This is a genomic window from Neisseria sp. P0001.S007 (assembly GCF_051963655.1).
In the GTDB taxonomy this organism is placed as follows: domain Bacteria; phylum Pseudomonadota; class Gammaproteobacteria; order Burkholderiales; family Neisseriaceae; genus Neisseria; species Neisseria subflava_A.
Map to the genome: position 1 here is coordinate 1 of NZ_JBQCUB010000003.1, position 12,965 is coordinate 12,965.

Annotated in this window: 15 protein-coding genes and 1 pseudogene; 9 read left to right on the plus strand and 7 right to left on the minus strand. The window is 49.8% G+C overall.

Features of this window, described 5'->3' with window-relative positions:
* Positions 1 to 202 (minus strand): annotated as a pseudogene (locus ACTHRE_RS04075) (IS5/IS1182 family transposase); the annotation flags it as partial.
* Between the two features lie 328 nt (positions 203 to 530).
* Here ACTHRE_RS04075 and ACTHRE_RS04080 point away from each other — a divergent pair.
* From ACTHRE_RS04080 to nqrM, 8 genes are all read left to right on the plus strand, one after another.
* Positions 531 to 1,874 (plus strand): Na(+)-translocating NADH-quinone reductase subunit A, encoded by a 1,344-nt coding sequence (locus tag ACTHRE_RS04080; protein ID WP_440344874.1) that lies wholly within the window; start codon positions 531 to 533, stop codon positions 1,872 to 1,874.
* 2 nt (positions 1,875 to 1,876) lie between these two features.
* Positions 1,877 to 3,109, plus strand: coding sequence for an NADH:ubiquinone reductase (Na(+)-transporting) subunit B (locus ACTHRE_RS04085; RefSeq protein WP_377073625.1), 1,233 nt, complete (start codon positions 1,877 to 1,879; stop codon positions 3,107 to 3,109).
* Complete coding sequence (locus tag ACTHRE_RS04090; RefSeq protein ID WP_003748805.1) at positions 3,102 to 3,878, plus strand: Na(+)-translocating NADH-quinone reductase subunit C; 777 nt, start codon at positions 3,102 to 3,104, stop codon at positions 3,876 to 3,878. The genes ACTHRE_RS04085 and ACTHRE_RS04090 overlap by 8 nt, the downstream gene beginning before the upstream one ends.
* A complete protein-coding gene (locus tag ACTHRE_RS04095; protein WP_003684313.1) occupies positions 3,878 to 4,504 on the plus strand; it encodes an NADH:ubiquinone reductase (Na(+)-transporting) subunit D in 627 nt (208 codons plus the stop codon). The genes ACTHRE_RS04090 and ACTHRE_RS04095 overlap by 1 nt, the downstream gene beginning before the upstream one ends.
* Before the next feature lie 3 nt (positions 4,505 to 4,507).
* Complete coding sequence (nqrE, locus tag ACTHRE_RS04100) at positions 4,508 to 5,101, plus strand: NADH:ubiquinone reductase (Na(+)-transporting) subunit E (RefSeq protein WP_003684365.1); 594 nt, start codon at positions 4,508 to 4,510, stop codon at positions 5,099 to 5,101.
* A gap of 13 nt (positions 5,102 to 5,114) precedes the next feature.
* A complete protein-coding gene (gene nqrF, locus ACTHRE_RS04105) occupies positions 5,115 to 6,332 on the plus strand; it encodes an NADH:ubiquinone reductase (Na(+)-transporting) subunit F (RefSeq protein WP_003748808.1) in 1,218 nt (405 codons plus the stop codon).
* Positions 6,333 to 6,464: 132 nt separating this feature from the next.
* Positions 6,465 to 7,535 carry an FAD:protein FMN transferase gene (locus tag ACTHRE_RS04110; protein WP_377073628.1) on the plus strand — a complete coding sequence of 357 codons (1,071 nt, stop codon included), beginning with the start codon at positions 6,465 to 6,467 and terminating at the stop codon, positions 7,533 to 7,535.
* A 17-nt stretch (positions 7,536 to 7,552) separates the two neighbouring features.
* A complete protein-coding gene (nqrM, locus tag ACTHRE_RS04115; protein WP_003680888.1) occupies positions 7,553 to 7,774 on the plus strand; it encodes a (Na+)-NQR maturation NqrM in 222 nt (73 codons plus the stop codon).
* Positions 7,775 to 7,996: 222 nt separating this feature from the next.
* Here the strand turns inward: nqrM and rpmG are convergent, their stop codons facing one another.
* From rpmG to ACTHRE_RS04145, 6 genes are all read right to left on the minus strand, one after another.
* Positions 7,997 to 8,152 carry a 50S ribosomal protein L33 gene (gene rpmG / locus ACTHRE_RS04120; RefSeq protein ID WP_003684373.1) on the minus strand — a complete coding sequence of 52 codons (156 nt, stop codon included), beginning with the start codon at positions 8,150 to 8,152 and terminating at the stop codon, positions 7,997 to 7,999.
* 30 nt (positions 8,153 to 8,182) lie between these two features.
* Positions 8,183 to 8,416: a 50S ribosomal protein L28 gene (gene rpmB / locus ACTHRE_RS04125; protein WP_002216391.1), complete on the minus strand. Its 234-nt coding sequence runs from the start codon at positions 8,414 to 8,416 to the stop codon at positions 8,183 to 8,185.
* 250 nt (positions 8,417 to 8,666) lie between these two features.
* The gene (gene brnQ, locus ACTHRE_RS04130) at positions 8,667 to 9,995 is read right to left on the minus strand and encodes a branched-chain amino acid transport system II carrier protein (RefSeq protein ID WP_377073630.1); all 1,329 of its coding nucleotides are present in this window, start codon (positions 9,993 to 9,995) and stop codon (positions 8,667 to 8,669) included.
* Between the two features lies 1 nt (position 9,996).
* Entirely contained in the window at positions 9,997 to 10,893 is an 897-nt protein-coding gene (locus ACTHRE_RS04135) for a segregation and condensation protein A (RefSeq protein ID WP_377073632.1), read from the minus strand.
* Between the two features lie 92 nt (positions 10,894 to 10,985).
* Entirely contained in the window at positions 10,986 to 11,453 is a 468-nt protein-coding gene (locus tag ACTHRE_RS04140; RefSeq protein WP_070460336.1) for a hypothetical protein, read from the minus strand.
* A 13-nt stretch (positions 11,454 to 11,466) separates the two neighbouring features.
* Positions 11,467 to 12,243 carry a tRNA threonylcarbamoyladenosine dehydratase gene (locus ACTHRE_RS04145; protein ID WP_003748819.1) on the minus strand — a complete coding sequence of 259 codons (777 nt, stop codon included), beginning with the start codon at positions 12,241 to 12,243 and terminating at the stop codon, positions 11,467 to 11,469.
* A gap of 186 nt (positions 12,244 to 12,429) precedes the next feature.
* Between ACTHRE_RS04145 and ACTHRE_RS04150 the strand changes: the two genes are divergently transcribed.
* Complete coding sequence (locus ACTHRE_RS04150; RefSeq protein WP_003680896.1) at positions 12,430 to 12,894, plus strand: universal stress protein; 465 nt, start codon at positions 12,430 to 12,432, stop codon at positions 12,892 to 12,894.
* Positions 12,895 to 12,965: the final 71 nt, after the last annotated feature.

The window sequence follows — 12,965 nt, forward strand, 5'->3', positions numbered from 1 at the left end:
GTCCGAGCAGGACGGCTTTGAACATGGACAACAGGGGATAGGCGGGACGGCCGCGGTGGTCTCGAAGGTAACGGGTTTTTTGACGATTCAGGTATTGTTCGATCGGTTGCCAATCAATCACTTGATCCAACTTCAATAGTGGGAAACGGTCGATGTGTTTGGCGATCATGGCTTGGGCGGTTTGCTGAAAGAAGGTGCTCATGGAAAATCTCCTAAATGTCTTGGTGGGAATTTAGGGGATTTTGGGGAATTTTGCAAAGGTCTCAATCAGTTAAAATTTATTCCCCTTAACACTCGATTACACATTCCTACTTTTTTCCCACTTTTCCCGTAAAAATAAGCGTAAAACTGACATAAAGCAGCCTATACCTGATAAAATCTAAAGCTTTGTTGTTTGCGTTTATTCGTTGTTTTTATAGCAAACCTCTGCTTTTTTCAGACGGCCCATCCTTTGTTTCAAAGCATTACATGCCGTCTGAAAAAACAATCCGACATCCGAATCTCAACCCACCAAAAAGTAACGCATCCTTATGATTAAGATAAAAAAAGGCTTAGACCTGCCTATCGCAGGCAGACCGGAGCAAGTCATTTATGACGGCCCGGCCATTACCGAAGTCGCGTTGCTTGGCGAAGAATATGTCGGCATGCGCCCCTCGATGAAAATCAAGGAAGGCGAAGCCGTCAAAAAAGGCCAAGTGCTGTTTGAAGACAAAAAGAATCCGGGCGTAGTATTTACTGCTCCGACTTCAGGCAAAATCGCCGCTATTCACCGTGGCGAAAAGCGCGTACTTCAGTCAGTCGTGATTGCCGTTGAAGGCAACGACGAAATCGAGTTCGATCGCTACGCACCTGAAGCGCTGGCAAAATTGAGCAGCGAAGAAGTGCGCCGCAACCTGATCCAATCCGGTTTGTGGACTGCGCTGCGCACCCGTCCGTTCAGCAAAATTCCTGCCGTTGATGCCGAACCGTTCGCCATCTTCGTCAATGCGATGGACACCAATCCGCTGGCTGCCGATCCTACGGTCATCATCAAAGAAGCTGCCGAAGACTTCAAACGCGGCCTGTTGGTATTGAGCCGCCTGACCGAGCGTAAAATCCATGTGTGTAAAGCAGCCGGCGCAGACGTGCCGTCTGAAAACGCTGCCAACATCGAAACACATGAATTTGGCGGCCCGCATCCTGCCGGTTTGAGCAGCACGCACATTCATTTCATCGAGCCAGTCGGTGCGAACAAAACTGTTTGGACAATCAATTATCAAGATGTGATTGCCATTGGCCGTTTGTTTACAACAGGCCGTCTGAACACCGAGCGCGTAATTGCCTTGGGAGGTTCTCAAGTCAACAAACCGCGCCTCTTGCGTACCGTTTTGGGTGCGAAAGTATCGCAAATTACTGCGGGCGAATTGGTTGACGCAGACAACCGCGTGATTTCCGGCTCGGTATTGAACGGCGCGATTGCACAAGGCGCGCACGATTACCTCGGCCGCTACCACAATCAGATTTCCGTTATCGAAGAAGGCCGCAGCAAAGAGCTGTTCGGCTGGGTTGCGCCACAACCGGATAAATACTCCATCACGCGCACAACCCTCGGCCATTTCCTGAAAAACAAACTCTTCAAGTTCAACACAGCCGTCAACGGCGGCGACCGCGCCATGGTACCGATCGGCACTTACGAGCGCGTAATGCCCTTGGATATCCTGCCTACCCTGCTCCTGCGCGATTTAATCGTCGGCGATACCGACAGCGCTCAGGCATTGGGTTGCTTGGAATTGGACGAAGAAGACCTCGCTTTGTGCAGCTTCGTCTGCCCGGGCAAATACGAATACGGCCCGCTGTTGCGCAAGGTGCTGGAAACCATTGAGAAGGAAGGCTGATTATGGGCTTGAAACATTTTCTTGAAAAAATCGAACCGCACTTCCTGCCGGGCGGCAAACATGAAAAATGGTATGCCCTCTATGAAGCTGCGGCGACGATTTTCTACACATCCGGCGCGGTAACGCGCAAAGCGGCACACGTCCGCGACGCGCTCGACTCCAAACGCATGATGATTTTGGTGTGGCTGGCTTTGTTCCCTGCCATGTTCTACGGTATGTACAACGTCGGCGTACAGGCATTCGGTGCGTTAACGCCTGATTTGCTGCAACAAAATATCGCCAACGACTGGCATTACGCCCTTGCCAACGCTTTGGGCATCAATATGTCGTCTGAAGCGGGCGTATTGAGCAAAATGCTGTTCGGCGCGATTTTCTTCCTGCCGATTTACACGACTGTATTTGTCGTGGGCGGCTTCTGGGAAGTTTTGTTCGCCACTGTGCGCAAACACGAAATCAACGAAGGTTTCTTCGTGACTTCGATTCTGTTTGCTTTGATCGTTCCTCCTACCCTGCCTTTGTGGCAAGCGGCTTTAGGTATTTCTTTCGGCGTTGTGGTTGCGAAAGAAGTATTCGGCGGTACAGGTAAAAACTTCATGAACCCAGCTCTGGCAGGCCGTGCGTTCCTGTTCTTTGCCTACCCTGCCAACATTACCGGCGATACCATTTGGACTGCGGTTGACGGCTATTCCGGTGCTACTGCTTTGGCGCAATGGGCGGCACACGGTGCAGACGGCCTGAAAAACGCTGTAACTGGTCAAAACATCTCTTGGATGGATGCGTTTATCGGTAACGTGCCCGGCTCAATCGGCGAAGTATCCACTTTGGCGCTCTTAATCGGCGGCGCGTTTATCGTGTTCACTCGTATTGCCTCTTGGCGCATTATCGCCGGCGTGATGATCGGTATGATTGCCATGTCTTCGCTGTTTAACTTCATCGGTTCGGACACCAACGCCATGTTCTCCATGCCTTGGTACTGGCACTTGGTAGTCGGCGGCTTCGCCATCGGTATGCTGTTTATGGCGACCGACCCGGTTTCCGCTTCCTTTACCAATGTCGGCAAATGGTGGTACGGCGCGCTTATCGGTGTAATGTGCGTGTTGATCCGCGTGGTCAACCCTGCTTACCCCGAAGGCATGATGTTGGCGATTTTGTTTGCCAACCTGTTTGCCCCGATTTTCGACTATTTCGTCGCACAAGCGAACATCAAACGCAGAAAGGCGCGCAGCAATGGCTAAGAAATTCGATAAAGACAGCTTCAGCGGCACGCTGATTGTGGTATTGGTTGTCAGCCTGATTTGTTCCATCATCGTTGCCGGTGCAGTCGTCGGCTTGAAACCCATCCAAGAGAAACAAAAACTCCAAGACAAACAAGGCTATATCTTGAGTGTAGCCGGTTTGATGGATAAAAACACCGACATCAGCAAAACCTTTGCCGAGCGTATCGAGCAACGCGTTGTCGATTTGGCAACCGGCGAATACGTGAAAGATGCGCCGAAAGACTTCAGCGCGCGCATCGCAGGCAAAGACCCTGCCCAAAGCATCCAAATCAAACCCGAAGACGATTTGGCCGGTATCAAGAGCCGTGCCAAATACACCGAGGTTTATCTGGTCAAAGGCGATGACGGCAAAGTCAGCCAAATCATCCTGCCTATGCACGGCAACGGCTTGTGGTCTGTTATGTACGGCTTTGTCGCCATCCAACCCGACGGCAACACCATCAACGGCATCACTTACTACGACCAAGGCGAAACCCCGGGCTTGGGCGGCGAAATCGGCAATCCGTTGTGGCAACAAAAATTCGTCGGCAAAAAACTGTTTGACGAACAAGGCAAACTCGCCCTACATGTCGGCAAAGGCGCAAGTTCGGACAAAGAACACGGCGTAGATGCCCTCTCCGGCGCATCGCTGACATCTAAAGGCGTGCAAGGTTCGTTCGCCTACTGGTTCGGCGAAAACGGCTATATCCCCTACCTGAACAAATTGAAATCAGCAGGAGCACAATAATGGCTGACATGAAACGCTTGAAATATTTGATGTTTTCACCCTTTATCGACAACAACCCGATTGCCTTGCAGGTTTTGGGTATTTGTTCGGCTTTGGCGGTTACCACCAAGCTTCAGACAGCCATCGTAATGGGTATTTCCGTAGCTTTGGTAACCGGTTTTTCCAGCTTCTTCATTTCATTGGTACGCAACTACATCCCCAACAGCATCCGTATTATTGTGCAAATGGCGATTGTTGCTTCCTTGGTAACGCTGGTTGACCAACTGCTCCAAGCCTTTGCCTATGAGCTGTCCAAACAGCTCTCCGTATTTGTCGGCCTGATTATTACCAACTGTATCGTGATGGGTCGTGCCGAAGCATTCGCCATGAAAGAGCCGCCGCTGGAAAGCTTGGTTGACGGTATCGGCAACGGCGCAGGTTACGGCATGATGTTGATCATCATCGCAACCATCCGCGAACTGATCGGCTCTGGCAAGCTCTTTGGCTACACCATTTTCCAAACCGTACAAGATGGCGGCTGGTATCAAACCAACGGCTTGTTCCTGCTTGCTCCCAGCGCGTTCTTCATCATCGGTTTCTTGGTATGGGGTCTGCGCACTTGGAAACCTGAACAGGCGGAGAAATAACACATGGAACATTACTTAAGCCTCTTTGTAAAATCCGTCTTTCTGGAAAACATGGCACTTTCCTTCTTCTTGGGGATGTGTACATTTTTGGCGGTATCTAAAAAAGTATCCACCGCATTTGGTTTGGGCGTTGCCGTTACTTTCGTACTCGGCCTGTCCGTCCCTGCCAACCAACTTGTTTACTCGCTGCTGAAAGACGGCGCGCTGGTTGAAGGCGTGGATTTGACCTTCCTGAAATTCATCACCTTCATCGGCGTGATTGCCGCTTTGGTGCAGATTTTGGAAATGTTCTTGGACAAATTCGTCCCTGCCCTCTACAACGCATTGGGTATCTACCTGCCTCTGATTACCGTAAACTGCGCGATTTTCGGTGCCGTATCGTTTATGGCGCAACGCGAATACAACTTCGGCGAGTCCGTTGTATACGGTTTCGGCGCAGGCTTGGGTTGGCTTTTGGCTATTGTCGCTTTGGCGGGCATCACCGAAAAAATGAAATATTCGGACGTCCCTAAAGGCCTCAAAGGCTTGGGCATTACCTTTATTGCCGCCGGCCTGATGGCAATGGCGTTTATGTCGTTCTCCGGCATCCAGTTATAAGAAAGGAATCGGCATGGAGATTATTTTAGGTATTGTGATGTTTACCGTCATCGTCTTGGTTTTGGCACTGATGATTCTGTTTGCCAAATCCAAGTTGGTGAGCGAAGGCGACATCACCATCAAAGTCAATAACGAAAAAGAGCTGACGATGCCTGCCGGCGGCAAACTGCTGGGTGCGCTTGCCAGCCAAGGCATCTTCGTACCCTCCGCCTGCGGTGGCGGCGGCTCATGCGGACAATGCCGCGTTGTCGTGAAAAGCGGCGGCGGCGACATTCTGCCGACCGAGTTGTCCCACATCAGCAAACGCGAAGCACGCGAAGGCTGCCGTCTGTCTTGTCAGGTCAACGTCAAAACCGACATGGACATCGAAGTACCGGAAGAAGTGTTCGGCGTGAAAAAATGGGAATGCACCGTCATCTCCAATGACAACAAAGCCACGTTCATTAAAGAACTCAAGCTTGCCATTCCCGAAGGCGAAGAAGTTCCTTTCCGCGCCGGCGGCTACATTCAAATCGAAGCCCCGCCGCACACCGTTGCCTACAAAGACTTCGACATTCCTAAGGAATACCACGAAGACTGGGACAAATACAATCTGTGGCAATACGTTTCCAAAGTGGACGAGCCGATTTTGCGTGCCTACTCTATGGCTTCATATCCAGAAGAAAAAGGCATCATTATGCTGAACGTGCGTATCGCCACACCGCCTCCGCGCGTACCAGATGCGCCTCCGGGACAAATGTCGTCCTACATCTGGTCGCTCAAACCCGGCGACAAAGTAACCATCTCCGGCCCGTTCGGCGAATTCTTTGCCAAAGATACCGATGCCGAAATGGTATTTATCGGCGGCGGTGCAGGTATGGCACCGATGCGTTCCCACATTTTCGACCAGCTGAAACGTTTGAACTCCAAACGTAAGATTACCTTCTGGTATGGTGCCCGTTCTAAACGCGAGATGTTCTATGTCGAAGACTTCGACCAACTCGCGGCAGAGTACCCGAACTTCACATGGCACGTCGCCCTGTCCGACCCATTGCCTGAAGACAACTGGGACGGTTACACAGGCTTCATCCACAACGTGGTTTACGAAAACCACCTGAAAAACCATGAAGCACCGGAAGACTGCGAATTCTACATGTGCGGCCCTCCAATCATGAACCAGTCCGTGATCAAAATGCTCAAAGACTTGGGTGTGGAAGACGAAAACATCCTCTTGGACGATTTCGGCGGCTAACCAACAAAAAGGAAGAAACTTCGGTTTCTTCCTTTTTTATTGCCAGGCCGTCTGAAAATCATACTTTCAGACGGCCTGAACCTTTCTTTTACGATACAATAAAGGCTTCAAAAAATAATCCGCAAATCCCTTATGCCGTTTCTTTCCAATTCGTTTTACCGTCCGATAATCGGTTGCACCGTTGCCATCTTTTCCGCATTTACACTCTCTGCCTGCCAACCTGAAAAACAACAACAAACCATCACCCTGCAAGGCGAGACCATGGGCACGACCTATACCGTCAAATATCTTTCAGACGGCCAAGACAAACTCCCCTCCCCTGCCGAAATACAAAAACGCATTGATGACGCGCTTAAAGAAGTCAATCGGCAAATGTCTACCTACCAGACTGATTCCGAAATCAGCCAATTCAACCAACTGCGTACCGTCAATCAGGCCATGCCCATTTCCCAAGACTTTGCCTATGTGACCGGCGAAGCCTTGCGTTTAAACAAACTGACGCACGGCGCACTGGACGTAACCGTCGGCCCTTTGGTCAACCTTTGGGGATTCGGCCCGCAAAAAGAAATCACACACGAACCAACCGCACAAGAAATCCAACATGCTTCAGAAATGGTCGGTACGGACAAACTCAAATTTTCCCAAGACGGACAGCAGCCCACACTTGCCAAAACCCATCCCGAAGTCTATTTAGACCTATCCTCCATCGCCAAAGGCTTTGGTGTAGATAAAACCGCCGCCGAACTTGAAAAACTCAATATCGGCAATTATTTGGTAGAAATCGGCGGCGAGTTGCATGGCAAAGGCCGCAATGCGCAAGGCAACCCTTGGCGTATCGGCATCGAGCAACCCAATATCGTTCAAGGCGGTGCCACTCAAATTACCATTCCATTGGACAATAAATCACTGGCCACGTCCGGCGACTACCGCATTTTCCATGTCGATAAGTCAGGCCGTCGCCTTTCCCATATCATCAACCCCAAAACCAAACAACCCATCAGCCACAACCTTGCTTCCATCAGCGTAGTAGCAGAAAACGCCACACTTGCAGACGGCCTTTCCACCGGATTGTTCGTCCTTGGAGAAACCGAAGCGCTTAAACTTGCCGAGCAAGAAAATCTCGCCGTTTTCCTTATCATCCGAACCCCGCAAGGCGGCTACCATACTAAAATGTCCAGCGCATTCAAGAAATTATTAAACTAACCTTCAGGAATACACACATGAAAACCCTCCTTCTGACTTTCGGCATCTTTATCATCGTCATCCTCGGCATGGCAGTCGGCTATATTTTCTCCAAACGCACTATCAAAGGCAGCTGCGGCGGCATTTCCTCTCTCGGCATGAAGAAAATGTGCGATTGTGACACGCCATGCGATACCTTGCAAAAAGAACTGGATAAAAAACAACATTCCGACAATCAAGGCATCAAGGTCGATCATTAAGTCGTTGTTGAATGTTTATTAGTGATGTAAGGATGCTTATCCCCTATCAGGCCGTCTGAAAAATAAAAGAGCGTAATCCCAATGGATACACGCTCTTTTATTTTGCCTCTTCCAAAGCAATCCAACCATCTTGCACACCCGTTTAAAACAAAACACTCCAAACCAATCGAGAAAAAAGAAAAGCTCCTGAAAAACAGGAGCTTTTTCTTGGAAGAAACCGGATTATTTCAATTTAGTTTCTTTGTAAATAACGTGTTTACGGGCTACTGGGTCAAATTTTTTGATTTCCAGTTTGCCAGGCATCGTACGTTTGTTTTTAGTAGTTGTGTAGAAGTGACCAGTACCAGCACTGGACTCCAGTTTGATTTTATCGCGCATTGCAGTAATCCTTAATTAATGGTGTTTAAATTAAGCTTCGCCGCGAGCACGCAAATCAGCCAATACGACATCAATGCCTACTTTATCGATGGTGCGCAATGCAGCGTTAGAAACGCGCAGGCGAACCCAGCGGTTTTCACTTTCTACCCAGAAACGACGTGATTGCAAGTTAGGCAAAAAACGACGTTTGGTTTTGTTGTTGGCGTGTGATACGTTATTGCCAGACATCGGGCGCTTACCGGTCACTTTGCAAACTCGTGCCATGGTTAGTCTCCAAACTTCTAAAATAGTAAAACGCGATTTATACCACGAAATCCGCCTTCAGTTCAAGTCGTTTGCTGAAAAAACGGGATTTGTGGAAATAAATCTTCTCAATATGTTGCATCTGCGAAACGGTATTCCGCAAAGCCTTAACTTTTCAATTATAACGGATTTCTTTAAAAAAATCATCTGTCGTTTGCGTGGTCGGCGAAATAAACAGGCCGTCTGAACATTTCAGACGGCCTGTTTATCATCATGCTTTTTTCTTCAACGCCGCATTCAAAATACAGCCGAGTATAAAGCAGGCTAAAGAGGGAACAACCCACCCTAAACCGATATTGTAAAACGGCAATGCGCGCTCGATGGCAGCTGCGGTATCGGCATCAAATCCAAACGCGGCCTTATAGGCATCGAGCAAGCCGACCATAAGGGCCGCCATCATGGTACAGAAATAGACAATACGGCCGCCGCCAAACAGTTTATCTGTCAAAGCCAGCAAAATGATGACGATAGTCAGCGGATACAACAGCATCAACATAGGGATGGAAAACTGCAAAATCGCTGACAGGCCTTTGTTGGCCAACAGGATAGACACCACTGTATTCAGTATCACAAAAACTTTATAAGAAATACCCGGGCAAAGACGGTTGAAATATTCGGCGCATGAAGTAATCAAGCCAACCGCCGTACTCAGACAGGCAAGCAGCACCATGACACCAAGCAACACAATACCGGCCGTACCGAAATAGTGCTGTGCGGTTTTAGACAAAACCGACGCGCCGTTTTCCTGCAAACCGATACCGGCCACACCTGTCGCACCCATATAGCCGATAAACAGGTAAACCACTGCCAAACAAGAAGCCGCCAACACACCGGAAATCGTCGTGGTCTTCAGCAAGTCCGCACGGTTGTCCACGCCCATGGCGCGAACGGCATCGATGACGATAATGGCAAACACCAGCGAAGCTAGCGCGTCCATGGTGCCATAGCCTTCCAAAATGCCTTTAACCAACGGATGAGTGGCAAAATCGCCTTGCGCCGCCTGCGGCACGCCCATTGGATTAATGGCGGCATAGCCGACCAATATCGCAATTGACAGCAACAAAACAGGCGTGAGGATTTTACCGATACGGTCAACCAGCTTCCCCGGGGAAATCGACAGCCAATAAGTCATGCCGAAAAACACCAGGCTGAACACGGCCAATGCGATGTTTTTCCAAGATTCATCAATGAAAGGGGAAATCGCGGTTTCAAAAGACACTGTCGCCGTACGCGGCATGGCAAACAGAGGGCCGATTGCCAGATAGAGCGCGGTGGCAAAAGTCACGCCGTGCCAAGGCGCAACACGGGAAGCCAATGCCTCCACATCGCGCGAGCCGGAATAGCCGACGGCAATCACGCCCAATAATGGCAAACCTGCGCCCGTCAGCAAAAAGCCAAACATCGCCGAAAGCCAGTTTTCACCGGCCTGCTGTCCCAAAAAAGCAGGAAAAATCAGGTTCCCCGCCCCAAAAAACAGGGCAAACAGCATTAAGCCCACCGCCCATAAAGAAGCTTTGTTATGACTTGTCGTCGAATTCATTTTAGTTCTCTTTATTCAAATTTTCGTTATCAGTTTCATCGGCTTCAAGGCCGTCTGAAAGCATTTCGGCTTCGTTTATTTCCAAACCGTCTTTCAGGCTGATTTCGATTTCACCATAATTTTCAGGCTGCACGATACGCACCAAGCCTTCTTTAGCCAATTCCAGCAATGCAATAAAATTGACCACCACATATGTCGCGCCCTGCTCCGGCTTAAACAAATCGCTGAACTTACTGATACCGCTTTCGTTCAAACGACGCAAAATCGCCGTCATCTGCGCACGCACGGAAATGGTTTCCCGCACCACTTCATGACTGCGCGTATGCTTGGCACGCGACAAAATACCCAACCAAGCCTGCGTCAAATCGGCAACGTACACTTCCGGCAACTTCGCTTCGACCGCAATTTCCAGCGGCAAATACGCCCAAGCAAAATCACGTCCGGCACGCGGCAACGCATCCAAACCCTGAGCCGCCAGTTTCATCTGTTCGTAAGCCAACAGACGGCGCACCAGCTCGGCACGCGGATCCGCCTCTTCATCCTCAACTTCTTCAGGACGCGGCAACAGCAGGCGCGATTTAATTTCAATCAACATCGCCGCCATCAGCAGGTATTCCGCCGCTAAATCAAACTGATACGCTTCCATTTGGGCAATATAGTGCAGATACTGCTCGGTAATCTTCACCATCGGAATATCGAGGACATCGATATTTTGCTTGCGGATAAGGTACAGCAACAAATCCAACGGCCCTTGGAAGCTGCTCAATACCACCTTCAACGCATCAGGCGGAATAAACAAATCCTGAGGCACATCGGTGACAGGCTGACCGAACACCCACGCAACGGTATGTTCAGACGGCGTTGCGGCAGTGGAAGAAATAAGGTGTTCTGAAGGCATGGTTAAAGGGTCTTTTTCTTTTTAAGTTTAGTAAGAAGTTTCATCAACAAAAGGCCGTCTGAAACAAGGACAACCCGTTTTTAATATAAAAATCAGCGGTTTTTACGATTGATTTGCAAAGAAACAATGGCGACGGCAAAGGTCTGGGCCAAGGCCATACCCAACAGCGGCAGGCTGGCGAAAACCGTACCCGTCAGTACCGAGCCAATATCGCGAGAAAACACAAAACCATCCCTCGCAAGCATCGCCACCATCAAAGCCAACAACAGCAAACTTTCGCAGCCGACCAAAAGCCAAATCATTTTAACCGAACGGCGTTTGCGCCATTTCATGATACCGGCGTGTAAAAGGCTGAATATCACGACGGACAGAAACGGATAAAGAAAAGTGGTGAACGGGCGGTTATAACCGCTTTGCACACACAAATAATCGCCCGGCAGCGTATTGCATTCCATCACATCGAGAAACATCGGATCGACAGCATACATCAATACGCCGAACCATACCGCATAAATCAGGCTGGCGATAAAGTAGGCTTTAAAAAATCGGTTCTTAACCATCTTCCCCTACCCCTCACTTCCGCCCCGCGATATGCTCCACCGCAGCCTGTGCACAATACAATCCAAACGAAGCCGTTACCAGCATACTCGCGCCGTAGCCCGCGCAGGACAAACCTTGCGGTGCGGCATCGGTCGAACACGCTTCGCCGGATTGCGGCGGCGTAATATTCTCGGTTGAATAGACGCAAGGCACGCGCATTTTTTCTTTGGTATCGCGGCTGAAGCCGTAGCGTTTGCGCAAGGTATAGCGCAAATTGGAAAGCAGAGGGTCGTGGGTAACGCGGCTCAAATCGGCGGTTTGGATTAAAGCCGGATTTTTCTGTCCGCCCGCGCCGCCGCTGATAATAAACGGTTGTTTATGTTGCACGAAATACGCCGCCATCGCCGCTTTGACACGGATTTGGTCGATGGCGTCGATGACAAAGTCAAAAGGCCGTCTGAAAAGTTCGTCTAGATTGTCTTCGGTCACAAAATCTTCGATTTCCGTCACTTCGCATTGCGGATTGATTTGGGCGATGCGTTCGCGCAAAGCAGTAACTTTTGCCTTACCGAAATCATCGGTCAAAGCGTGCAACTGGCGGTTGACATTAGACTCGGCAACGTTGTCCAAATCAATCAGCGTTAAACGACCGATACCGCTCCTCGCCAAAGCCTCCACCGCCCACGAACCGACGCCGCCGACGCCGACCACGCACACATGCGCACGCGAAAAGCGTGCCAGTGCTTCGTCTCCGTAAAGTCTGGCAATGCCGCCAAAGCGGCGCGAAGAAAGAAAAGCGGCGTCTTGCATAAGTAACCTTGTGATATATCAATAAATTAATGAAAAACGCCACAGGCGAATCGGACCGATATTATACTTGAAAGCAGATGGGCTGTTGTACCCGCCCGAAAGAGTTTATAATCGTTTCACATTCAGACAAGTTCTGATTTCATATTAAACGAAAGTGCCGCTACTCGGCGCAAAAGGAGAATAAATATGTACAAACATCTGGTTGTAGCCGTTGACGGTAGCGAGACTTCCCTCAATGCATTGAAACACGCCGCCGAACTGGCAAGCCTCAACAAAGCCCAACTGACTTTGGTTCACGTTGCCAACCCTGCCGAATACATGGCTTTGGCTCCTGAATTCCTGCAACACGAAAGCTACGAAGCCGCCGCAGTGGCTCAAGGTAACGAAGTTTTGGATTTCGCAGAAAAAACAGCGCGTGAAAGCGGCGTTGAAAACATCGTGAAACACCTGTTGGTTGCCAACAAAGGCGCTCGAGAAATGGCGCAAGACTTGGTTGACTACGCCGACAACAACGGCGCAGACCTGTTGGTACTCGGCACACACGGCCGCACCGGCCTGATGCACCTGCTGATGGGCAGCTTCGCCGAAACCGTAATGCGTCAAAGCCACCTGCCTCTGCTGATTATCCGCAGCAAAGCTGAAGAAGCATAATCAAGCATTTATTTAAAATAGCGAAAGGCCGTCTGAATATTTTTCAGACGGCCTTTTTTCACATGACAGCT